The following is a 22,056-nucleotide window of genomic DNA, read 5'->3' as shown; positions in this document are numbered from 1 at the left end:
TCAGAGGCTTCCCTGACCGTTTCTGTAGCTGGCAGCTCTGACAACAATTATTCGACCCACTTTGATGGGTTGAATAATTTCGGAAAATGCATTATTTGAACCATTGAAAGGGTCAATTAATGCGCCTAACGCTCCAAACCCATTTTGACGGCGAGTGGCATCACGCTGCGACATTGGAAATCAAAGATGACGCGGCCGGCTTCCAAGGTGCGTCGATCGTCGATTACGATCTCGACTATTTCATCACCGTGGCATCGGCGGAGTTTTCTGCTGGAAAAACGATCCGTGATCATCGCGCTTTGTCCGTCCGTTATCCCGTCGATCTCGAAACTCGATATAGCCGCAGCTGGCCGCCCTTCCTCTTGGATCTTATGCCCCAGGGGCATGCAAGGCGAAAGCTTGCCGAGCACCTCGGCCTTACTGAAGGCTCGCGCGCTTCTGATCTGCCACTGCTTCTGCGATCGGCAACGGGCGGCATAGGCAATATCCGCATCAAAGAAGCAGCTGAGGCAGAAACTGAACGCCTGCGAGGCGTTGAGCGCCAAGGGGTGACAGAGGCGGAAATCCTTGAGCGATCCGATCGCTTCATGGAAGTCGCCGATCGTTTTGGAATGCTCGCCTCCGGCTCAAGCGGACTGCAAGGCGAATGGCCAAAGGTCTCGATGACACAGGCGACTAACGGGCTCTACTATCCCGACAGCTTCGTGAATGATGACGAGGCCGTGCGCCATGTCATCGTCAAGCTGGTGCGCAGTAACGAGCCTGTGGACCGCCTGATTCTCGAAGGCGAAGCCCTCTATTCGCGGATCGCTCAGGAGATCAATCTGAATGTCAGCGAACCCTCGACCTATGCCGAAGGTGTCCTGATCATTCCCCGTTTCGACCGGAAGAACAAGGAAGGCGGCGGAACCGTCCGACTCGGGCAGGAAAGCCTTGTGTCTGCGATCGGTATTGCCGATTTCGGCCATGTCGGCACGCATGAGGCCTATATCGACGTTCTGCGCCAATATTCGGCCGATCCCTTCGCGGACATTGTTGAATACCTGAAGCGCGACATCGCCAACCTAGCGCTTGGCAATCCCGACAACCACGGCCGAAATTCTGCACTCAGCAAGCATCACGACGGAGCGATCCGCCTCTCTCCGCTCTTTGATTTCGCACCCATGCGGCTCGCGAAGGAGGGGATTGTTCGCTCCACCCGATGGGCGATGATGCGGGACGGTGGTCGCGATCATCTTCCCGACTGGAAGCAAATTTGCGGCAAACTGATGCGTGATCCTGCTGAGCAGAGTGCTCTCGAAGCTACGCTTACGACGTTTGCCGAACACCTGCTTCAGGCTCCAACAATGGCGAAAAATTTGAGCGCGCCTGCGGAGATTCTGGATCGTGCGATGGGTCGCTGTATCGCGATAGCGGACAGCGTTCTGGCGGCGTGTCAATGATGGCGAAGGACCGCTAAATGGCTCGATGGAAGAAGCCGACGAAAGAGGAGATTCTGGAGAATCGGCGAACACTAGCGGAACGTGCTCGAACTGGGGACCTGAGGCTGCCCGGTGCGGTCGCGGAGATCCGGAAAGGGTTCGGCATGACGCAGGAAGAGTTTGCAAAGACGCTGTCGCTTACCAGACGACAGGTTGCGGAGATCGAAGCCGGGACCGCAAATCCTACACTTGAGACTCTAGAAAAGATTGGTCGAGTGTTCGGTTTCGGGGTTGGTTTTACACCCAAAGGCGGTTGACTTAGGCACCCGTATGCGGATTCCGACGTGAAGCCGGCCGGCATTCCGATCAAATACCGGCCGCTTTTCGACACTGAAGTATACCTCTTGGGTCAGCAACTTTGGCATCAATTGAACCACGCGCAACGTGGAGATTTTGATGCCGGCAAAGAGAAGGCTGACCATGAGGAATATGTGGAACGGCCCTTCGGGCAAGTGCTTTCTTTCGACAGCGTCGCACGGGAACGGTGCGGTCATATGTCCAGCCTTTTAGCGCGGTGCGGTACCGCTGGCCTCGATGAAGTCCGCGATGCGAGGGGCTAATCAGTTACGCGCGATTTGATCGTATTGTCTCATAAGGCCTATCCTGCATCGGGATTTCGTCCCATTGGATCATCGTCTGTTTCGGCACCTTACTTCACCCGGCTACCGCACCGGTCGGTTTCTTGCATTGTTGTCAAGCCTCAAGCGCTCACTGCGCCTTTCGCTACCTCAAGACCCCCGTATATCCACCCCTTGTCAGGAGTGCCGAAATGATCCGGGCGACCTTGTTCGCGAGCGTGATGGCCACGATTTTGTAAGGTCTGCGCGAGAGAAGAGCACTCAGCCAATCCGGTGCCTTATCATTGCCCCTTATTCGTCGCAGCACTGAGGTCGCCCCGAGCACTAGCAGAGTACGACGTTCGCGATTACCCATTTTCGATATACCTCCTAACCGCTCTTTGCCTCCGCTTGAATGGGAATTTGGGCGTTAATCCCAGCCAAGCGGCAAAATTTGAAAGCGGCGGGGTCCGGTAAAAGCGCCATGATAGATGCGGCGGTGATCACACCGGCACCCGGTATAGTTGCTAGGCGTCGCATGTCATCTCGTTTTGCTTCTTGCACTATCTCCCGTTCGATCTCCCCAATTTGTCGCGCAAGTGCCTCGATCTGATCGGCGACTAAAGACATCGCTAGACGAGCAGCGCACGGAAGACGATGATCGTTTTCATCGCGCACGATCTCAATCAATCCCGCGGCTTTTGCTGAGCTGATGCCCGCAATGATACCCAACTCTGACGAATGAGCGCGCAAGGCATTGATCAACAGCGGCTATACCGCGGCACAGGCGATTCTAACGAACAATGTACGGCCGGACGCTCTGTTATGCTGCAATGACATCATGGCGCTCGCCGCCATCGACGCAGCGCGCGACCTGGGATTTTTGACTTCGGACGATCTCTCCCTCATCGGTTTCGATGACATACCCATGGTGGGCTGGACGTCCTATCGGCTTACCACGATCCGCCAACCGATCATCCGCATGATCAACGAGGTGGTTGACCTGATCGAAGTCGGTGCAAAGGTGCCGCTCCACGAGATGACAACCAGCATCCTTCCTGGCAAGCTGATGGTTCGCGGCAGTGCCTGAATGTCGTCATCTCCTGCCCCTTTACCAAACGAATTGAATTCATAGCGCTTAGACAAACTCGCCTGCGGGTTGCAGGTTCACATACCTTCAAGACCAGACCTGCCGCAACGCCTTGTCTAGCAAGCTGGATCGCTGGACAGACCCTCAGCCTCTTGCGAACACCCTGACCATATCGAACGCGACCGGCCGGCGGCGATCCAGTGCTAGTCCATCACGAATTTCAAGGATGTGCTCGCGCATGAGGGCCACGGCCTGTTCAACGTTGCCATTTTCGCAATACTTGATCAGGTCGTCATGGTGGTCGTGCCAGCCAGCCATGCCAAGCTGATTGTCGAACAGGTTGACGATGAGGCTGGTCCGGGCCACCAGCGGCCTAACCTGGTCGGCGAGAACGCTGTTGCCGGAAAGTTGCGCCATTAACGTGTGGAAGCCGCCGGAAAGGTGGATGGCCTCTCGGATGTAGCCTTGCTCGCGGAGCTTGTGTTCCTGCTTGATATTGTCGCGCAGCCTGGCAATCGCCTTCGGATCTGCCGCCTGCGCAACTGCTTCTGTCGTTCCAGCCTCGATGGCAACGCGGGCGGCGAACACCTGCCGGGCCTCGTCGGCGTCGGGTGCTGCGATATAGGCACCGCGGTTGGGGATGAAAACGACAAGCTTTTCCCAGTGCAGGCGCTGCAGGGCGGTGGCGACCATACGTCGTCCGACCCCGAATGCTTCGACCAGGGCGATCTCCGTGAGCTTCGTTCCTGGCAACAGACGCTGGTCGACAATCGCGTCGAACAGATGCTGGTAGGCGGCCTCCGCATCGTCCGTCCGGGGGCGGTTGCGATCATTCATCATGCCCACCAAACGCGTCTTCTGGCTCATGCTTAGGCTCTCCGCGACTAATCATTACACATAAGATTGCGCACAATGTTGAGCGCATCTTTGGTTTCATTACATTTCGCAGAATGGCATGCCCCTTGCAAAACATCCCTTGCGGCTTCAACAACAAAAGGGGACTGACATGTTCGAATTCAAAACCTCCAGACGGACTATTCTACAGGCGGCTCTGGCCGCGCCCTTCGTTCTTCAGGCTGGACGCAGCTTGGCGGCCGAGTCGGTCAAATTTTCCTTTGCCGTGCCATTTGACGGCTCGATCTCCATGTACCTGCTCGCAGCCCAGAACGGCTGGTACAAGGAAGCGGGCCTCGACTGCCAGTTCGATACCAGCGGTGGTTCGGGGGAGGCGGCATCGCGCACTGGCTCCGGCGTCTATGATGGCGGGACCGTCGACATCAACAACCTGGCCGAGTTCAACTCGAAAAACCCGGCGGCCGAAGTACGCGCCGCTTATATGCTCTATTTCAAGAGCCCACTTTCGGTCGTGACGCTTGCCAAATCCGGGATCACTAAGCCCTCCGACCTGGAAGGCCGCACGATCGGCGCGGCCGCGGCCGACGGTGCCTATCGCTTGTTTTCGACTTACGCCAAGACGACATCGATCGACGCTGCTAAAATCAAGTGGAACATGGTCGGCCTGCAGCTGCGCGAGGCCGTTTTGGCCGGCGGCAGCGCCGACGCCATTCTCGGCTTCGATTCCACGGTCTATTTCGGCCTGCAGAAGGCCGGTATTGCACAGGGCGACATCAAGATCCTCTATTATTCGGATGCCGGACTTGATCTCTACGGCAATGCGATCGTGCTCTCGAAGAAGTTCCGTACCGAGCGTCCCGACGTTGCAAAATCCTTCATCGCCGTCAGCGCTCGTGGCTATCAGGCGGCGATCGCCGATCCGAAGGCCGCCATTGCAGCACTGAAGGCTCATTCGCCGCTGATCAATGCCGATCTGGAAGAGCAGAAACTGCGCTGGCTGATCAAGAACCAGTTCGCCACTGACGAGACCAAGAAGAACGGCATGGGCGGTATCGATACGGGCCGCCTTTCCAAATCAATGGAAGCCGTGGCGGCCGGTTTTGCGCTTCCCTCTGTGCCGAAGGCAGAAGATCTCTTCGATCCTTCCTTCCTGCCATCGGCCGATCTTAGAAAGCTTCCCGCATGACCTTTGACCTGGTGATCCGCGGCGGGACGATCGTAACCGCCTCTGATGTGACGAAAGCGGACCTTGGCGTCCGGGGCGGTCGCATCGCCGCGATCGCCGATCGTATCGTGGATGGCGATCGGGTGATCGACGCAACCGGGCGGCTCGTCATGCCCGGCGGTATCGATGCCCATTGCCATCTCGATCAACCCCAAGCGCCGGGCCTTGCGGCCAAGGGTGCCAAGATGGCGGATGGATTTCGATCCGGAAGTATCAGCGCGGCCTTCGGGGGAACGACAACGATCGTTCCCTTCTGCGTCCAACATCGCGGTGAATCCTTAGCCGCGGCCGTGGCCGATTATCACCGCCGCGCCGAGGGTCAGTCGGTCACGGACTATGCCTTCCACCTGATCGTCAGCGATCCGACAGCATCGGTTCTCGGCCAGGAACTACCTGCACTCATTCGACGCGGCCATACCAGCATCAAGGTCTACATGACCTATGATGCGATGCAGCTCAGCGATCGCCAGATCCTGGACGTCTTCGAGACGGCACGCGAGGAGAGGGCGGTGATGCTGATCCATGCGGAAAACCACGAGATCATCGGCTGGCTCGCGGACCGTCTGGAGAAGCAGGGCCGGACGAAACCGGTGGCGCATGCAACATCGCGTCCGCTGCCCGTCGAGCGCGAGGCGACGCATCGTGCCGTGACACTCGCCGAAATCGCCGGTGTCCCCCTCGTCATCGTCCACGTCTCGGGTGGCGAGCCGCTGGAGGAAATCCGCCGCGCCCGTGCAAGAGGACATGTGGTGGTCGCGGAAACATGCCCGCAATACCTGCTCCTCACCGAGGCCGATCTGGAGATGCCGGATATGCTTGGAGCCAAAGCCATGTGCAGCCCACCGCCGCGGGATACGGCGGCACAGGCTGCGCTCTGGCGCGGTATCGAGGACGGCACGATCGACGTGTTCAATTCAGATCATGCGCCGTATTGCTTCGATGCGGATGGCAAGTTGAAGGCTGGCCCCAATCCATCATTCAGGGCGATTGCCAACGGCATTCCAGGGCTGGAGACGCGACTGCCGATCCTGTTCAGCGAAGGTGTCGTGAAGGGTCGTATCGATCTTCCTCGTTTTGTCGCGCTGACCGCCACGAACAATGCCAAGCTTTATGGCCTCCATCCACGCAAGGGTACAATCGCTGTGGGCGCCGATGCGGATCTGGCGATCTGGGACCTGGAAAAGCGGGTCACAATCACCAACGACATCCTGCATCATAATGTCGACTATACGCCCTTCGAAGGGCTTGAGGTCCAGGGCTGGCCGGAAACCATGATCAGCCGCGGCGATATCATCATTGAGAGCAACGAACTGAAGGCGCAGCCGGGACGTGGTCAGTTTCTGACACAAGAGACATCGTCGGCCTGGAAGACGAGGGAGATCACCGCATGGATCTGAAGATTGCAGGAAAACGAGCCCTGGTTCTCGGAGGCAACCGCGGCATGGGGCTGGCAATCGCGAGATCGCTCGCTGCAGAAGGTGCCTCCGTGCTCCTTGCGGCGCGAGACAAGGTCGCGCTTGCTGCCGCAGCCGAGGAAATCGGCGCTGCCGGGACGTTTCCAGTCGATCTGTCGGACACAGCGAGTCTGCAGGCCTTCGCGGCCGCGGTCGGCGATGTCGATATCCTGATCAACAATACCGGTGGCCCGCCCTATGGCGGCGCGATCGGGCGCGACTCGGCCGATTGGGAGGAGAGTTTTCGGTCGATGTCCATGTCGGTGATCCGGCTGACTGATCTGTTTCTGCCGGCGATGCGGTTAAAGGGTTGTGGCCGCATCGTGACCGTCGTCAGCACCGGTGCCGTGCAGCCTATCCCGGTCCTCGGTATCTCGAACACGATCCGCGCCGGCCTGATCGCCTGGTCGAAATCGCTGGCACCGGAGGTCGCCAAGGATGGCGTGACCGTGAATGTGCTGATGCCGGGACGTGTCGCCACCGAGCGCGTCGCAATGACCGATGAGGCGACGGCCGAGCGTGAGAACATTCCCGTCGACGCTGTCCGCCAGCGGTCTTTTGCGCAGATACCCGCAGGCCGATACGCGGAGCCCGAAGAGATTGCGTCGGTCGTTTCATTCCTTTGCAGCGGTCCGGCCTCCTACGTCACGGGCAGTGTCTACCGCGTTGATGGAGGTTACGTGCGTCATGTCTGATCCAATGTCCATGCTGACCAGACCGGCACTGAAACTCACCCATCGTGGTGCTTCGCTCGTCCTCGCCGCGGCGGTCGATGCGGCAGAAGCGATGAAGGTGCCGGAATGTATTGCGATCGTTGACGAGGGCTGCAACCTCCTGGCCTTTATCCGCATGGATGGATCGCGTGTTCTCTCCATCGAAAGTGCTACGCGAAAGGCAATGACGGCTGCGACGACCGGGCAGCCGACGGGGAATATTTTACCGGACAAGGCGTTGTTGCTGGCCGAGGCAACCTCCGGCCGAATGACGAACCTGCCCGGAGGTGTGCCGCTGATCGCCCACGGCCACATCGTCGGCGGCATCGGTGTGGGGTCCGGTCCCGGGGAACAGGACCTCGAGATCGCACAGGCGGCGGCCGATGTGTTTCAGAAAATGATAAAAGAGGGGCAGATTGCATGACGACCACATTCGCTCCCGTGGAACACAGAGGCGCAAGAATTGCGCAGCTCGAGGACGTGAAGGTCCGCTTCGGGAAAGGCGACAATGCCTTCCTGGCGCTGGACAAGACCAATCTGACGGTCCGGCCGGGAGACTTTGTCGCCATGGTCGGGCCATCCGGTTGTGGTAAATCCACCATTCTGAAACTGGTTGCCGGTCTGCTTCGGCCAACGGAAGGCGTGGTCTTCGTTGCCGGGCGCGAAGTCGGTGCAGAACAGGTTGGCATCGGCATGGCTTTTCAGAACCCGACCATGCTGCCCTGGCTGACGATCCGACAGAACATCATGCTGCCTTTGAAAATCGTCAAACCCTATTCCGACACGTTCAGTCGCGACAAGGATACGGTGTTCAGGGACCGTGCCGATGCACTGCTCGCCAAAGTGGGCTTGACCGGCTTTGGCGATCGACGTCCTTGGGAGCTTTCCGGCGGTATGCTGCAGCGCGCCAATCTCTGCCGTGCGCTCATCCACTCTCCAAAGCTGCTGATGCTCGATGAGCCGTTCGGAGCGCTCGACCAGTTCACCCGCGAGGAGCTCTGGGCGATCCTGCAGGATCTCTGGATGGAGACCAAACCGACGGTCTTTCTCGTCACCCATGATCTTCGCGAGGCTGCCTTTCTCGCCAGCCGGATACTGGTGATGAGCGCGCGTCCAGGGCGCGTGACCGAGGATCGCACCGTGGATTTCCCAAGACCAAGAACGCTCGAAACCACATTCGAGATCGAGTTCACGGACCTAACCAATGATTTGCGGCGGCTTATCTTTGCTGCACGCCAGGGAGTGGAGAAGGCCTGATGCTGTCGCCCCAAATCAAGGAAAACCTGAAGTCCGCCTCGTTGATCGTGGGCCTGTTCGTCGCTTGGGAAATCGCCTGCGTCGTCTTCCATATCAGCCCGATCGTGCTGCCGCGGCCGAGCGCGGTTTTTACCACGCTCATCATCCAGATGCCGGCGCTCTGGCCGAACATACTGCAGACGCTCGCCACAACCATGGTCGGCTTTATTCTCGGCATGATCATCGGCGTTGCACTCGGCGTTTTCGTCGGCGTCTCGCGGACGGCCTACAAGACGGCCTATCCGTTGCTCGTCGGCTTTTCGTCCATTCCCAAAGTCGCGGTCGTACCGATTTTCGTCCTTTGGTTTGGCTCGGGAACGGTTCCGGCGGTCCTCACCGCGCTGACGACCTGCATTTTCCCGATCGTGGTCAACGTGGCGACAGGTCTTGCAACCACCGAGCCGGAAATGGAAGACGTGCTGAAGGCGCTTGGGGCATCGCGCATGCAGGTGCTCTGGAATGTCAGCCTTCCCCGCGCCATGCCTTATTTCTTCGCCTCGCTGAAAGTGGCGGTTACGCTGGCCTTCGTCGGCACGGTCCTTTCTGAGACCGTTGCTTCGAACCTCGGCATTGGCACGGTGATGATGATGGCGACCTCAAGCTTCGATGTACCACTTGCCTTCGCGGGCCTGTTCGCCTTGGCGTTTCTCGGGATCGCGCTCTATAGCGTTTTTGCGGTCATCGAGCAGCGGGTGTGCGGATGGGCCAATCGCAAGCAGGAATTTGCGATGGGGTGATGGGGAGCCTGCGCGTTAGCTCTGCTGACGTGCTAATTCACTGAATTCGCGAAGAAACATTGGCTGCCTCAATGTCGGAATTGAAGTGGCCGGCGGTTCGCATCCCTTCAGGGCGAAGATATCGAGGACGTGTCATTCTTTACCGTTTCGCGAAAATTCGCGCGCAAGATCCAGGAAAGCCCGCACGCCGGCAGACAAATTTCGGCGCCCCGGATAATACAGACACAGCCCTGGATATGGCGGCGTCCAGGCCTCCAGAATGCGAATTACTCGACCCGTATCGATATCTGGCAAAATGTCCTGCTCAAAGGTGTAGCCGATCCCAGCACCTTCCAGAATGGCTGTTCTCGTCAAGCTCGCCTCATCGAGGGTAATGGGGCCACTCACGTCGACCTGTACCTGCTCTCCGTCTTTCTCGAACCGCCATCGATATAGAGAGCCATCGGGCAACCGAACGCGAATACAGCGGTGGTTCAGAAGATCTGGCGGAACGGCTGGCACCCCGTGCTTCTCAAAATATTTAGGTGTACCGACAACTGCATGGCGCTGCGGCCGGCCGATCGAGACTGCAATCATGTCGCTGGGCACCAGACCTGCGACCCTGACGCCCAGATCGAAACCGTCTCTTACGATATCGACCATTTTTCCCTCCGTAACGATGTCGACATGCATGTCGGGATAGCGGCGCAAGAATTCGAGTGCGAGCGGTGAAATGATGGCGCGAGCGGCAAAAGGCGCTGCATTGATCCTAATCGTCCCTGACGGCGTCTCGCGTTGCTCACGAACCACCTCCAAAGCTGCATGGAGATCCTGAAGCGATGGCGCAACGTTTTCCATGAACAGCCGGCCAGCATCCGTCAGGGATACGCTGCGCGTGGTGCGGTTGAACAGTCGCACGCCGAGTGAAGCTTCAAGCCTGCCGATCGTATGGCTCAGAGCGGTCGTTGAAATGCCAAGATCGATCGATGCGGCACGGAATGTCCCGCGTCGCGCGATTGCAATAGCTGCTTCAAGTTCCTTCAGGCTTGCCTGATCCATTGTCCCGATCTGTTCATCACGTCGTGCGATTTCGTCCCACTTATCCGCGCTATTGTCCAGTGCTAGCTGTTGGGCATCCAAAGGAGAAAGCTCATGACGCAGGCTCTACCAAAACCAATCGCGGATTTCATCGAGGCCAATGCGCAGCTTGATGTGAACGGGATGCTGAGACCTTTCGCGGCCGATACCATCGTCCACGACAACGGTGTGCGTCACGAAGGCCATGTCGAGCTACGGTGTCTGTTTGAGGAGGCGGTGATTCCCGTAAAGGCAATCTTTACGCCCGATACCGTTCGCGATGAGGGCGATCACGTGGTGGTCGAAGGCCCCGCCCATGGCGACTTTCCGCGCAGCCCGATCCGCTTCACCTATCGCTTCACGCTCGAAAACAACCTCATCAAAGACCTGGAGATCACGGCATGAGCCTAAAAACCGATCCGACCGAGTTCGCAGGAAAACGCGTGCTTGTCAGCGGCGGCACCAAGGGTGCGGGCCTCGCCACCGTCGAGCGTTTCCTGGCCGGCGGCGCGCAAGTTATCACAGCCGCCCGTGGAACTCCCGAGCCGATCCACGGCGTCGAGTTCGTCCAGGCGGACCTGACCACGGCCGAGGGCGGGGAGCGCGTGGCCAAGGCGGCGCTCGAGCGCCTAGGCGGGATTGATATTCTGGCTCATGTCATGGGTGGATCTTCGGCGCCAGGCGGTGGATTTGTCGCGCTAACGGACGATCACTGGCTGGCCGAACTGAACCTGAACCTTCTGGCAACGGTCCGTCTTGATCGTCTGGTGATCCCGCAGATGATCAAACGGGGTGCGGGTGCCGTCGTGCACGTCACCTCCATCCAGTCCGTACTTCCTCTACCCGAGGCCACGACTGCATATGCGGCTGCCAAGGCCGCACTCAAGACGTATAGCAAGTCGATCTCCAAGGAGCTTGGGCCAAAGGGCGTGAGGGTCAACGTGGTCTCTCCCGGCTGGATCATGACCGAGTCGTCAGTCCATTTGCTTGAGCGATTGCAGGCCGCCAATGGCGGGACAATCGAGGACGCGCGACAGAGTGTTTTGAACAGTCTCGGCGGAATTCCGATCGGGCGTCCGGCCGAGCCACGTGAGGTCGCCGACCTCATCGCCTATCTGGCTTCCGATCGCGCCGGCGCGATCCATGGTGCAGAGTTCGTCATCGATGGGGGCACCGTCCCGACAGTCTGAGGTCTGGCACAAGTTTTTGATCAGGCGGGTGCGTCCCACCCGCCGATCTGGGAATAGATCGCATTGCGGAGATGACGAACGTCGCGGTTCAGGGCGGCCAATTCCGGCGGTGTCTGGGTCGAGGCCGCAAGCAGGGTATCACTGAGGCAGCCAGCCTCGTGCTGCAAGGCGCGGCCTTCTTCGGTCAGGGCGACCAGCACTTGCCGCTCGTTGCTCAAGTTCCTGGTCCTTTGCAGTAGCCCAGATACCTCGAGACGCTTCAGAAGCGGCGTAAGCGTACTGGATTCCAGGGCGAGGGCATTGGCGATGGAGCCCACCGTTTGCCCATCCTCGCTCCAAAGCACGTTGAGGACGAGATATTGAGGGTAAGTCAGGCCAAGCTCATCGAGGAGCGGCTTGTAGGCGCGCTGGATGGCAATGCCGGCGGTGTAGATCGCATAGCATAGCTGGTCTTTTAGCGGCGGTGGATCGTTATGGCGTTTGGTCATTCGGGACTCCTGTCCAGCTTCATATAACAAGTGTAATCGCGGAAACCAATATCGCGATAATAATTATGTTGACGGCATGATTAATATCTGACAGCTTAAATATATCGCGATAATAAATATCGCAAAATAAGAGGAGAGAAACATGAACAGCAAGACCACGACCACCATAGCCGTAATCGCAGCAGTTGCTGCTTTGTCCACCACGATCCCGGCAAATGCCGCCGATTCCATCCCCGCAACCCAGTCCGTCAGAAACGTCGTGCTCGTCCATGGCGCATTTGCGGACGGCTCGGGATGGAAGGGTGTTTACGACATTCTCACGAAGCAGGGTTATTGCGTCACGATCGTGCAGAACCCGCTGACGTCTCTCGCCGATGATGTTGCCGCCACCAAGCGGGCGCTTGAACGCCAGGATGGTCCGGTCATTCTGGTCGGGCATTCCTGGGGCGGCACCGTTATCACGGAAGCAGGCATCGATCGGAAGGTTGCGGGCCTCGTCTATGTTTCTGCACTTTCGCCAGATGCCGGCGAGACGACGGCCCAGCAATATGAAGGGTTCGCGCCTGCATCAGAATTCGTCATCGAGACGACGAAAGACGGTTTTGGCTATGTCAGCCCTGCGAAATTCAAAGCCGGCTTCGCTCATGACGTAAGCGACGCCGACGTGGCATTCATGCGGGATGCGCAGGTCCCGATCAATATGGCCGCTTTCGGCACGAAGCTCGAAAACGCGGCCTGGCGCACCAAGCCGAACTGGGCAGTCATCGCAACCGAAGACAAGGCCTTCGATCAGGCTATGCTGATCCACATGGCGGAACGCATCAAGGCAAAGATCATCAAGGTATCGGCGAGCCACGCCCTGTTCATGACGCAGCCGACTGTGGTCGCCGACACAATAGATCAGGCCGCCAAGGCTGTTTCGGCCAAGCAGTAATGCCGGAGAACGCGTCGTCACCGGGACAGCGACTGCCCCGGTGACGACCACTTCGCGTTGAGCGGCGAGGGTTCAGGCGATAGAGCTCGCCGGTCAGCCTCCGAGCAATCCGTCGCGCCTTCGCTTTATGATCCTGCAGCCTTTTTTCAATTTTCTTTGAAACGATTCACGGAGGTAGCCACGTGAAGCTGAATACTCCTGACCAAAATGGACCAGAACCTAAATCAATCCGACAGCGCCAAGTCAGTGAGGTTTTCGACTTTATCGTCTGCGGCGCTGGTTCTAGTGGCTCGGTTGTCGCTGCGCGACTGGCCGAAGACGGCAATGCCAGCGTTCTGTTACTTGAAGCTGGTGGAGACGATGAAGCAGAAACCGTCTCGAACCCGGCCATGTGGCCGCTTAATCTCGGAACGAACCGGGATTGGGGCTTTGTTGGTCAACCGACACCTGGCCTGGATGGACGACGCCTTCCTCTGAGCATGGGCAAAGGCCTGGGTGGTGGGTCGAGCATCAACGTCCTGGTATGGGCGAGGGGCCATAAGGGGGACTGGGATCACTTCGCGAGTGAGGCCGGTGACGAGTCCTGGGGTTATGAATCCGTCCTCCGTTACTATCGCCGGATCGAAAACTGGCAGGGTACGCCCGACCCCCTACGCCGAGGGGTAGGAGGTCCGGCATACGTCGCGCAGCCGAGTGCTCCGCAGCCGGTGGCCGAGGCTATGTTGCGTGCTGCTTCCACGATTGGCATCCCCGTCTATGACACGCCGAACGGTGAGATGATGGAAGGCCCGGGCGGTGCATCAATTGCTGAACTCCGCATCCGGGACGGCAAGCGTGAATCGGTGTTTGGATCCTATGTGCGCCCGCTGATGTCGCAGCCTAACCTAACGGTGCTGACCGACGCGCTGGTCTCGCGCCTTATCTTCGATGGCAAGCGCGTAACCGGTGTCGAGGTCGTTGTCGATGGCCAGGTCCGTCTGTTTACGGCCCAGTGCGAGACAGTCCTGTCGCTCGGCGCGATCAATACACCGAGGGTGCTCATGCAGTCGGGCATCGGTCCGAAAGACGAGCTGAACACGCATGGCATTCCTCTTGTCCAGCATCTTCCGGGCGTTGGCCGCAATCATCAGGATCATCTCGCTTTCGGTTGTACGTGGTCGTATCGAGAGCCGCAGGCCGTCGGCGGTACCGGCTGCGAAGCGAAACTCTATTGGAGGAGCAATTCGCAGCTTACCCAGCCGGACATTCTTCAGTGCCAGTTGGAGTTTGCCGTTCCTTCGCCGGCAGAGACCGGTCTTGAGACGCCCGAGCATGGCTGGACAATGTTCAACGGTCTCGCCCAGCCGAAAAGCCGCGGCCGGCTGCGGCTCTCCGGGGCTGATGTGAACGATCCCATGCTGATTGAACCGAATTCTCTCAGCGAGCCGGAAGATCTCGCAGCTGCCTTGATCGCCGTAGAGCTATGCCGCGAGCTTGGAAACAGCGATGCCTTCTCTTCCCTGGTGACGGGAGAAACAGCTCCAGGAGCGCGCGACAGGGCAGGAATGATCGAGTTCATCCGGCAATCGGCAGTTACCTATTGGCACCAGACCAGCACAGCGAAGATGGGGCGCGACAGCATGTCTGTGGTTGACCACGAACTAAAGGTCTACGGCATTGACGGCCTACGCATCGCTGACTCGTCAATTATGCCTCGGATCACCACCGGCAACACCATGGCACCCTGCGTAGTCATCGGTGAGAGAGCGGCCGACTTGGTCAAGGCATCCTATGGCTTGGTGCCCACGGCTCAGAGCACTGCCGCTGTCAGCTAGACCGGATCGAAATCTGCGAGCATGGCGCCTGTAGTCTCAGGCGACCATGCTCGCTGCGGTGCTGCGACCAATCGCTCCTTGAGAACGATCGTCGCATTGAGTTCAAGAGGGATGGCGGCAGGCAGGCGTATGTAGCCGAAATCGAGTTCGCCTAGCCTAATCTTTGCCAATTGCTGGCGCATTTCCAGTTCGAGTAGATGCAGCTCGATATCCGGCAGAGCCCACCGGAAGGAGGCGAGCGACTCCGTCAGGATGCCGGAATAGGCCGCAGACGCCACGTAGCCGATGGTGATCCTGCCTGTTTCTCCCCAGCCAAGGCGCTTCCGCTGAGTGAGCGTCGCATCTGGCTGCGCGACGATTTTCACCGCATCTTCGAACAGGGCGTTCCTGGTCGGGGTCAGCTTCACCGAGCGTTTCCTGCGATCAAGAAGCGGCAGCCCAACGATTGCCTCCAGAGCGATGATTTGCTGGCTAACTCCGGGCTGTGCAATGCCGAGCCTTGCTGCGGCGCGCTCGAAATTTCGCTCCTTAACCACAGCGACGAAGTATCTTAGATGCCTCAGTGCGAAATTGGTGGCGCGTTGTCTGCCGGTTATCTGCATCGGCTATAGGTCACTCGTTGCCTTCGGGTCTTTATTTCAGAATTTAAAGTTCTGAAAATTGCTACTCCCATTTATTGGATTTGTCTCCGCGCTGTCGATAGAAAGATGAATAATTTAGTCTAGATTATTCCGGGGCGGCATGCGTTTCATCCAATCTCATTTCTTCGTCACGACAGCCCTTGTTTCGGCTCTTTCCGCTGGCCAGATTGCACACGCGCAGGAAGCGCAGGGCACCACGCTGGCCCCGATCGTTTTGCAGGGTGAGGCAAATACGGATTTGCGCGGCCCTGTCGGTGGCTTTGTCGCAAAGACCAGCGCCACTGCCTCCAAGACCGGCACGCCCATACTCGAAACGCAGCAGTCAATCTCAGTGGTGACGAGGGACGAGATGGACGCGCAGGCGGCGCAGACGCTTGGGCAGGCCCTCAACTATACGCCGGGCGTTCTTGGACAACCCTACGGCTCTGATCCGCGTTTCGATTCGCCGATCGTACGCGGCTTCGATGGCCGCCAAATCCAGTATCTCAACGGCTTGAGGTTGATGCGGACGGCTGGTGCACCGCCGATCGAAATCTATGGTCTTGAGCGTGTCGATGTGCTGCGTGGGCCGGCTTCGGTCATGTATGGCCAGGGCAATCCAGGTGGCATCATAAACCAGATCAGCAAGAGGCCTAAATTCGACAACTTTGGTGAGGTCGGCACTCAAGTTGGCAGCTATGACACTTACGGCGCCTTTTTCGATCTCGGCGGCATCGTTCCGGGGCAAGACGATCTGGCCTATCGGCTGACCGGTCTTGGCCGGGTGGCTGGCGCGCAAACCGACGAGCTGGACAATGATCGCTATTTCATCGCGCCGGCACTGACATGGAAGCCCGATGAGGATACATCACTCACCATTCTGACGAGCGTCCAGCATGATAACCCGAGCACGCCATCCGGTCTGCCGCCGCAATACGTAATCGACAGTTCGGCCTTCAAGCTGCCACGAGATTTCTACGTCGGAGACAAGAGCTTCGATCACTCAAGCCGCACGCTCACAAATCTCGGCTACGAGTTCGAAAAGCGGTTCAACGAGACTTGGACCTTCCACCAGAACGTCCGCTATTCCAATCTCGACTGGGATTACCAGTCGCTCGGCATGTCGACGCTGGGGCTTGCCGCTGACGGGCGCACCTTGCGCCGTAATGCCACCTTCCAGAATGAAAATCTCAACACATTCAATGTCGACAACAACCTGACCGCCGAGTTCTCGACCGAAGAACTGGAGCACAAGGTGCTCCTCGGCTTCGACTACCGCTATTTCGACAACAACGTTCGCACGCGCTTCTTCCAGGCGACGCCGCTCGATGTTCTGAACCCGTCCTACGGGGGACCGATCAGCCTGATCTCACCGACGCTCGATACGCGGGTGGACAGCGACCTTTCGCAGGCCGGCCTCTACGTGCAGGACGAGCTGGTTTATGATCGCTGGCGTGCGACATTGGGGTTGCGGCAGGATTGGGCGTCGACGTCCGGCACCTCGCGCAATGGCCTGACCGGCGTCTCGCGGTCGCTCGACCAAAATGACCACAAACTGACGGGCCGCGCCGGCATCAGCTATCTCTTCGATGGCGGGATTGCGCCCTATGTCAGCTATGCGACCTCCTTCGAACCGGTTTCCGGTGCCAGCACGGTAACCGGTGATCCCTACAAGCCGACCGAGGGCGAGCAGTGGGAAGCCGGCATCAAGTATCAGGCCGACGGGTGGGACGGGTTCTTCGCGGCGGCCCTCTACGATCTGAGACAGAAAAATGTTCTGCGCACAGTCGGCGGCGTGTCGAGCCAGATCGGCGAGGTCCACGTCCGCGGTCTTGAACTGGAGGGTGTCGTCAGTCTGGCGCAGGGGTTGGACCTTCACGCCGCCTATACCTATACCGATGCCGAAATCGGCGCCGGTGCCGATAATGGCAACCGGGTTGAGAACGTGCCGCGCAATGCGACGAGCCTGTGGCTCAACTACACGTTCCAGGAGGATACGGCACTGGCAGGGCTCGGTGTCGGTGGCGGTGTGCGTTATGTCGGCCAGCGTTACGGTAACAGCGCCAATACCTATGATCTCGATGGCGTGACGCTGTTTGACGCAGCGCTCACCTACCACAAGGATGGCTTGAAGGCCTCGCTCAATGTCCAGAACATCGCTGATGAGAAATATGCGGCAAGCTGCAGTTCATTTGGATGCTACTATGGCGACGGCCGTACCGTCATGGGAAAGCTGAGCTTCACCTGGTAGCGGCTGGATGACGGGCATTTCAACAATTTTGCGACGCCGGCATTTGTTTCTCGGCGCCGCCGCAACGGTTTTGACCACACGTTTCGCGGCTGCGGCAGATATGCCGCGCCTGGCCGCGATCGATTGGGCAATGCTGGAAACCTCGATTGCGCTAGGCGTCATGCCGGTCGCCGCGACGGAGCTTATCCAGTTTCGCAAGGATGCGATCGAACCGGAGATCCCGGCCGGCGTCATCGATCTCGGCTTGCGGGGAACGCCGAATTTCGAACTGTTGAGCGTCATCAAGCCGGATCTCATTCTGCTTTCGCCCTTCTATACGCGGCATCAGGCAGCGCTGGAGCGCATCGCGCCGATTATTTCACTGCCCTTTTACGTCAAAGGCGAGCCGCCATTCGAGAAGGCCTGCGCTGCCGTGTCGGCACTTGGGGCTCGGCTTGGACCCGAGAGAGACGCCACGTCCGTGCTGATTGAGATCGAGAGCCGGCTTGCCGAATACCGTTCCGGCCTCGCGCGGTTTGCTAGACGGCCGATCTATCTCGTCAATGTGGGAGATGCGCGCCACGTCCGCGTTTTTGGGTCCGACAGCATGTTCGGCGATGTGCTGTCGCGACTTGGGCTTCGAAATGCCTGGCCGGACAGGTCGCGTTACACGTTTGCGGCTCCCGTACCGATCGAGCAATTGGCGAAAGAGGAAGACGCACGGATTGTCATCATCTCGGCAATCCCGGTCGAGGCGCGTGCCGGCCTTCGGGCAAGCATGATCTGGAACGCGCTTACACCGGTGAGGGAGGGTCGGCTTCTTACCCTTCCCAATATCAATCCCTATGGCGGGGTTCTCGCCGGGTTACGCTTCGCAAGGCTGCTTCACGAGACGCTTGCGGCGTCGGGTGAGGGAGATCAATGATGCGGCCTTCCCTCTTTGCGCTTGCAGGCTTTCTGGCAGCAGCCAGCCTTTTCCTTTTCACGGCCTCGGCCGCGGTTCCCATTTCGCAATGGCCGACTGCGATCTTCTCGTTGGGGCCGGCACGGCTGGACGAAATCATCTTGTTACACGGACTTTTTCCGCGTGCCGGTGTCGCGTTAGTAGCAGGGGCGGCCCTTGGCTTGTCCGGCGCCCTCCTGCAGCAGCTTTTGCGCAACCCAATCGCCGATCCCTCGACACTTGGAATATCAGCCGGCGCACAGCTGGCCATCGTCATCGCAACCCTGTTTTTCCCGGCCTTGCTCGACGGGCATCGTGCCCTTGTCGCTCTGTCGGGCGCGGCGATCGCCGCGCTCATCGTCTTTGCGCTTGCATGGCGCACATCCTTCGAACCGGTAACGATGGTTGTGTCGGGGATGCTGGTGGGCGTCACAGCTGCAGCGCTCTCGGCGTCTCTCACACTTGCACAGGGCGAGTATCTCATGTCGCTGGTGACCTGGAATGGCGGCTCGCTCGGCCAGCAGGATTGGTCGGTCTTCAACGCCCTGTCGCTACAACTGTTTCTTGCGATGGCGGCTGCGGCAGTTCTCCTTCGACCCCTGCTGATCCTCGGGCTTGGCGATGCAAGTGCCCGCTCGCTCGGCATTAACCTGCGCGGCGTGCGGCTGGCGGTCGCAGTTCTGGCGACGCTACTTGCCGGTATGGTTGCGGCCAACGTCGGCCTGATCAGTTTCGTCGGGCTTGTCGCTGCCGCGCTGGTGCGGGGTTGCGGTGTTCGCAGCCCGCTTGCCGCCCTTGCGCTTTCGCCCTTGGCGGGTGGCCTGTTTCTCTGGTTCTGCGATGGCGTAGTGCAGACCGTTGCGGGCGCCAGCGGCGAAACCTTCCCGACGGGATCAGTGACCGCGCTTGCCGGCGGTCCACTGCTCCTGTGGCTCCTACCGAAAGTGCGCTCGCTACAGGGCGCTCAAAGACCACAGGGATCAGTCAGACGGATCAATGCCATCAAGGGGTTCACCATCCTTGCAACCTCGCTCCCGTTTGTCGTTACAATCGCCTTGTTGGTCGGAAATGACGGGCATGGCTGGACCTTGCTTACCCTCCAGACGGCGGCCGATCTATCTTCGTTGAGATGGCCAAGGTTGGTTGCCGCGGCAGGGGCCGGTGGCTTGCTCGCGCTCGCCGGTGCCATTCTTCAGCGCCTGACGGGCAACGCCATGGCGAGCCCGGAAGTCATCGGCGTCAGCGGTGGTGCGGGTCTTGGCTTCGCCTTCGTCCTGACGCTGTTTCCCATGAGCGGGCCCTATTCGATGGTGGCAGGCGCGGCCCTTGGAGGGCTTGCGGCCAATTCGGCGGTACTGGCTTTTGCCCGTCGACAAACCCTTCCATCGGATAAGCTGCTGCTCGCTGGCATCGCCATCAGTTCCCTGAGTTCGGCAGTCCTTGCCGTGCTGATAGCCGCCGGCGATCAGAGAGCCTGGCAGATCCTGGCATGGATTGGCGGGAGCGCAGCGTCGGTCACGCCGGGAGTGGCGATCTTTCTCGCCAGCCTTTCGATTATCGTAATGATGGCATCGATGTTTCTCGTCAGATGGCTCACCCTTCTGCCCCTCGGCGTAACAATGTCACGCAGTCTCGGCGTTCCGATCGCCGCAAGCCGCGTCGTCACGCTCGCGCTCTGTGGGCTGGCGACCGGAGCAGCTTCGGTACTTGTCGGCCCTTTAAGTTTCGTCGGTCTGATCGCGCCCCATATTGCCGCGCGGGCGGGGTTCATCAGGGCGAGGGATCATCTTGCAGCTTCCTTCTTCCTGGGTGCCGTCATCATGGCATTCGCCGATTTTGGCGCACGCACGGCAACCTTCCCCTATGAGCTTCCGCTGGGTCTCTTTGCCGCCATGGTGGGAGCGCCCTATTTGATCTGGCTGATTACGAGAAAATAAAACATCTCTGATATTCGCTCGGGGCAACCTGCAAAGAAGTGGTGAGTGCCAGATACACAAGCTCATCGTCTGTCTGAGTTGTGCCATTGGATAGGTTATAATTATCAATTTGATGATACACGGATACTGGTCATATCGATCCCCGTCGACCAGACTGCAACCAAGTAATAGAGGCGCCGATTTTACCGGTACGATCTGATGAAAGGTTGCCCGTGTCTGACTATCTTTCCCATGCGGCACATTGGGGCACGTTTTCGGCGCGGTGGGACGGAGAACATCTCGACATTCGCCCACACCCCGCCGATCCTGAATCCTCTCCGATCCTTGGCAATTTCACGAATGTGTTGCGCCATCGTGCCCGCATCCTGAAACCGGCCGTCCGCAAAAGCTGGCTCGAACACGGTCCGAAGCCGGGACGTCGCCGGCTGGATGATACCTTTGTGGAAATGGAGTGGAAGGACGTGCTACCGCTCGTCGCGAATACGATCGGTGACGTCCGCGACCGTTGCGGGCCACCAAGGGTGCCACGATCGAGCGTTTCGAGCATGGCAACGATGTCGGTCGCCATCACCGCCTCCTCCTGGACCGGCGGGGGGCATGGCTGTTACGGACCCCGGTCAATACGGTGGCGATATGCCGGTCCTTGCGATCAAGGTATCTTCTATGGCAAAGGCTATTCCATGGCCGACCAAAGCCATCCGCAGGGCCAAAGGCTTATCATTGACGATAAGACTGCCGGTTGGGTTGACCGAAAACCATCGGCCATCCTCGAAAAACTCCCAAGTAAATGGGTGCTGTTGTCCAGGCCAGCGCCAGCCGATGCATTCGTGCGATAGAAGGGCGCGAGGATGAGCCGGCACGCCATGACGAGAGAGATACGCGGGTGATGCCACGACGATTTGTCTTAACTCGCCTCCCAGCGGAGCCGCGATCATATCCTGAGCGATCACCTCACCGATCGTTATGGCTAAGTCGAAGCCTGCTGCGACGTGGTCTTTGACGTTGTCATCAAGGGTAATGTCCAGGTGATTTCCGGGAACTCTCGGGGCAAAGCCGGCACAGCCGGCTTGCATGCACGAGAGGCTGTGCGCGCCATGATCAAAGGCGATGGCGGTGTCATCGTCAACGTCGCATCGATCGTTGCTCTAGTGGCCATGAAGGATACGGCGGTCTATGCCGCCAGCATAGGCGCGATCACGCAACTGACAAAGGTGATTGCCGTCGAGTACGGCAGCCGAGGTATTCGGGCCAATGCCGTCGCGCCGGGCGTTATCGAGACAGACATCCGGGAAGGGCGATGTCACGGTCGCGCCTTGTGAGGAGCGGTTGCGATAGACGCACGTGCATGACCATCTCGCCAGTCAGTTACAAGCGCCATCGCTTCCCACCCCAGGTCATCGCCCACGCGGTCTGGCTCTACTTTCGGTTTCCGCTAA

The 22,056-nt window shown here is 59.0% G+C and carries 25 protein-coding genes and 3 pseudogenes; 19 read left to right on the top strand and 9 right to left on the bottom strand.

The window, feature by feature from the left end; genetic code table 11:
* Positions 1-119: 119 nt before the first annotated feature.
* Positions 120-1,442, top strand: coding sequence for a type II toxin-antitoxin system HipA family toxin (locus tag ACI3K0_RS28695; RefSeq protein WP_404946817.1), 1,323 nt, complete (start codon positions 120-122; stop codon positions 1,440-1,442).
* 17 nt (positions 1,443-1,459) lie between these two features.
* Positions 1,460-1,738, top strand: coding sequence for a helix-turn-helix transcriptional regulator (locus ACI3K0_RS28690; protein WP_404946816.1), 279 nt, complete (start codon positions 1,460-1,462; stop codon positions 1,736-1,738).
* Here ACI3K0_RS28690 and ACI3K0_RS28685 read toward each other — a convergent pair.
* The 3 genes from ACI3K0_RS28685 to ACI3K0_RS28675 all read right to left on the bottom strand — a co-directional run bounded on the left by ACI3K0_RS28685 (position 1,679) and on the right by ACI3K0_RS28675 (position 2,803).
* Positions 1,679-1,975, bottom strand: a complete 297-nt coding sequence (locus ACI3K0_RS28685) for a hypothetical protein (protein WP_206829454.1) — start codon at positions 1,973-1,975, stop codon at positions 1,679-1,681. The two genes, ACI3K0_RS28690 and ACI3K0_RS28685, sit on opposite strands and share 60 nt — an antisense overlap.
* A 229-nt stretch (positions 1,976-2,204) precedes the next feature.
* Positions 2,205-2,414: a hypothetical protein gene (locus tag ACI3K0_RS28680; RefSeq protein WP_286195184.1), complete on the bottom strand. Its 210-nt coding sequence runs from the start codon at positions 2,412-2,414 to the stop codon at positions 2,205-2,207.
* Between the two features lie 14 nt (positions 2,415-2,428).
* Positions 2,429-2,803 (bottom strand): hypothetical protein, encoded by a 375-nt coding sequence (locus ACI3K0_RS28675; RefSeq protein ID WP_404946815.1) that lies wholly within the window; start codon positions 2,801-2,803, stop codon positions 2,429-2,431.
* Here ACI3K0_RS28675 and ACI3K0_RS28670 point away from each other — a divergent pair.
* The gene (locus tag ACI3K0_RS28670; protein WP_404946814.1) at positions 2,796-3,128 is read left to right on the top strand and encodes a substrate-binding domain-containing protein; all 333 of its coding nucleotides are present in this window, start codon (positions 2,796-2,798) and stop codon (positions 3,126-3,128) included. The genes ACI3K0_RS28675 and ACI3K0_RS28670 overlap by 8 nt on opposite strands.
* A 144-nt stretch (positions 3,129-3,272) precedes the next feature.
* Here ACI3K0_RS28670 and ACI3K0_RS28665 read toward each other — a convergent pair whose 3' ends face one another.
* Positions 3,273-3,995, bottom strand: coding sequence for a GntR family transcriptional regulator (locus ACI3K0_RS28665; RefSeq protein ID WP_404946813.1), 723 nt, complete (start codon positions 3,993-3,995; stop codon positions 3,273-3,275).
* Between the two features lie 139 nt (positions 3,996-4,134).
* Between ACI3K0_RS28665 and ACI3K0_RS28660 the strand changes: the two genes are divergently transcribed.
* The 6 genes from ACI3K0_RS28660 to ACI3K0_RS28635 are packed head-to-tail and all read left to right on the top strand — an operon-like array spanning position 4,135 to position 9,408.
* Positions 4,135-5,169, top strand: coding sequence for an ABC transporter substrate-binding protein (locus ACI3K0_RS28660; protein ID WP_206829437.1), 1,035 nt, complete (start codon positions 4,135-4,137; stop codon positions 5,167-5,169).
* Positions 5,166-6,605, top strand: coding sequence for a dihydropyrimidinase (gene hydA / locus ACI3K0_RS28655; protein ID WP_206829438.1), 1,440 nt, complete (start codon positions 5,166-5,168; stop codon positions 6,603-6,605). Before ACI3K0_RS28660 ends, hydA begins: the two co-directional genes overlap by 4 nt.
* Positions 6,596-7,357, top strand: coding sequence for an SDR family oxidoreductase (locus tag ACI3K0_RS28650; RefSeq protein ID WP_206829439.1), 762 nt, complete (start codon positions 6,596-6,598; stop codon positions 7,355-7,357). Before hydA ends, ACI3K0_RS28650 begins: the two co-directional genes overlap by 10 nt.
* Positions 7,350-7,799 (top strand): heme-binding protein, encoded by a 450-nt coding sequence (locus ACI3K0_RS28645; protein WP_286195186.1) that lies wholly within the window; start codon positions 7,350-7,352, stop codon positions 7,797-7,799. The genes ACI3K0_RS28650 and ACI3K0_RS28645 overlap by 8 nt, the downstream gene beginning before the upstream one ends.
* The gene (locus tag ACI3K0_RS28640; protein ID WP_206829440.1) at positions 7,796-8,632 is read left to right on the top strand and encodes an ABC transporter ATP-binding protein; all 837 of its coding nucleotides are present in this window, start codon (positions 7,796-7,798) and stop codon (positions 8,630-8,632) included. The genes ACI3K0_RS28645 and ACI3K0_RS28640 overlap by 4 nt, the downstream gene beginning before the upstream one ends.
* A complete protein-coding gene (locus ACI3K0_RS28635) occupies positions 8,632-9,408 on the top strand; it encodes an ABC transporter permease (protein WP_206829441.1) in 777 nt (258 codons plus the stop codon). The genes ACI3K0_RS28640 and ACI3K0_RS28635 overlap by 1 nt, the downstream gene beginning before the upstream one ends.
* A gap of 132 nt (positions 9,409-9,540) precedes the next feature.
* Here the strand turns inward: ACI3K0_RS28635 and ACI3K0_RS28630 are convergent, their stop codons facing one another.
* Entirely contained in the window at positions 9,541-10,446 is a 906-nt protein-coding gene (locus tag ACI3K0_RS28630; RefSeq protein WP_206829442.1) for a LysR family transcriptional regulator, read from the bottom strand.
* Between the two features lie 93 nt (positions 10,447-10,539).
* On the opposite strand from ACI3K0_RS28630, the gene ACI3K0_RS28625 reads away from it, so the two are divergent.
* Both ACI3K0_RS28625 and ACI3K0_RS28620 read left to right on the top strand, forming a co-directional pair.
* Entirely contained in the window at positions 10,540-10,869 is a 330-nt protein-coding gene (locus tag ACI3K0_RS28625) for a nuclear transport factor 2 family protein (protein WP_148148401.1), read from the top strand.
* Entirely contained in the window at positions 10,866-11,654 is a 789-nt protein-coding gene (locus ACI3K0_RS28620; protein ID WP_404946812.1) for an SDR family oxidoreductase, read from the top strand. Before ACI3K0_RS28625 ends, ACI3K0_RS28620 begins: the two co-directional genes overlap by 4 nt.
* A gap of 20 nt (positions 11,655-11,674) precedes the next feature.
* Here the strand turns inward: ACI3K0_RS28620 and ACI3K0_RS28615 are convergent, their stop codons facing one another.
* The gene (locus tag ACI3K0_RS28615) at positions 11,675-12,142 is read right to left on the bottom strand and encodes a MarR family winged helix-turn-helix transcriptional regulator (RefSeq protein ID WP_404946811.1); all 468 of its coding nucleotides are present in this window, start codon (positions 12,140-12,142) and stop codon (positions 11,675-11,677) included.
* A 142-nt stretch (positions 12,143-12,284) separates the two neighbouring features.
* Between ACI3K0_RS28615 and ACI3K0_RS28610 the strand changes: the two genes are divergently transcribed.
* A complete protein-coding gene (locus ACI3K0_RS28610; protein WP_404946810.1) occupies positions 12,285-13,076 on the top strand; it encodes an alpha/beta fold hydrolase in 792 nt (263 codons plus the stop codon).
* 182 nt (positions 13,077-13,258) lie between these two features.
* Positions 13,259-14,890 (top strand): GMC family oxidoreductase, encoded by a 1,632-nt coding sequence (locus ACI3K0_RS28605; RefSeq protein ID WP_404946809.1) that lies wholly within the window; start codon positions 13,259-13,261, stop codon positions 14,888-14,890.
* Here ACI3K0_RS28605 and ACI3K0_RS28600 read toward each other — a convergent pair.
* Positions 14,887-15,492, bottom strand: coding sequence for a LysR family transcriptional regulator (locus tag ACI3K0_RS28600; protein WP_404946808.1), 606 nt, complete (start codon positions 15,490-15,492; stop codon positions 14,887-14,889). The two genes, ACI3K0_RS28605 and ACI3K0_RS28600, sit on opposite strands and share 4 nt — an antisense overlap.
* 139 nt (positions 15,493-15,631) lie before the next feature.
* Here ACI3K0_RS28600 and ACI3K0_RS28595 point away from each other — a divergent pair, with 139 nt between their 5' ends.
* The 4 genes and pseudogenes from ACI3K0_RS28595 to ACI3K0_RS28580 all read left to right on the top strand — a co-directional run.
* Complete coding sequence (locus tag ACI3K0_RS28595) at positions 15,632-17,761, top strand: TonB-dependent siderophore receptor (protein WP_206829446.1); 2,130 nt, start codon at positions 15,632-15,634, stop codon at positions 17,759-17,761.
* Positions 17,762-17,768: 7 nt separating this feature from the next.
* Positions 17,769-18,665 carry an ABC transporter substrate-binding protein gene (locus tag ACI3K0_RS28590; RefSeq protein WP_148148394.1) on the top strand — a complete coding sequence of 299 codons (897 nt, stop codon included), beginning with the start codon at positions 17,769-17,771 and terminating at the stop codon, positions 18,663-18,665.
* Positions 18,662-20,620 carry a Fe(3+)-hydroxamate ABC transporter permease FhuB gene (fhuB, locus tag ACI3K0_RS28585; protein ID WP_404946807.1) on the top strand — a complete coding sequence of 653 codons (1,959 nt, stop codon included), beginning with the start codon at positions 18,662-18,664 and terminating at the stop codon, positions 20,618-20,620. Before ACI3K0_RS28590 ends, fhuB begins: the two co-directional genes overlap by 4 nt.
* Before the next feature lie 212 nt (positions 20,621-20,832).
* Positions 20,833-20,949: pseudogene (locus tag ACI3K0_RS28580) on the top strand (hypothetical protein); the annotation flags it as partial.
* A gap of 172 nt (positions 20,950-21,121) precedes the next feature.
* Here ACI3K0_RS28580 and ACI3K0_RS28575 read toward each other — a convergent pair.
* Both ACI3K0_RS28575 and ACI3K0_RS28570 read right to left on the bottom strand, forming a co-directional pair.
* A pseudogene (locus tag ACI3K0_RS28575) lies at positions 21,122-21,277 on the bottom strand (integrase); the annotation flags it as partial.
* A complete protein-coding gene (locus ACI3K0_RS28570) occupies positions 21,238-21,693 on the bottom strand; it encodes a LysR substrate-binding domain-containing protein (RefSeq protein ID WP_286195187.1) in 456 nt (151 codons plus the stop codon). The pseudogene ACI3K0_RS28575 and the gene ACI3K0_RS28570, both read right to left, overlap by 40 nt.
* Here ACI3K0_RS28570 and ACI3K0_RS28565 point away from each other — a divergent pair.
* Entirely contained in the window at positions 21,610-21,939 is a 330-nt protein-coding gene (locus tag ACI3K0_RS28565; protein WP_404946806.1) for an SDR family NAD(P)-dependent oxidoreductase, read from the top strand. The genes ACI3K0_RS28570 and ACI3K0_RS28565 overlap by 84 nt on opposite strands.
* A gap of 26 nt (positions 21,940-21,965) precedes the next feature.
* A pseudogene (locus ACI3K0_RS28560) lies at positions 21,966-22,056 on the top strand (IS6 family transposase); the annotation flags it as partial.

Origin of the sequence: Rhizobium sp. ZW T2_16 (genome assembly GCF_044987325.1) — a bacterium.
In the GTDB taxonomy this organism is placed as follows: domain Bacteria; phylum Pseudomonadota; class Alphaproteobacteria; order Rhizobiales; family Rhizobiaceae; genus Neorhizobium; species Neorhizobium cellulosilyticum.
Note: the sequence above shows the minus strand (reverse complement) of the source record. Positions and strands in the feature narration are given on the sequence as shown.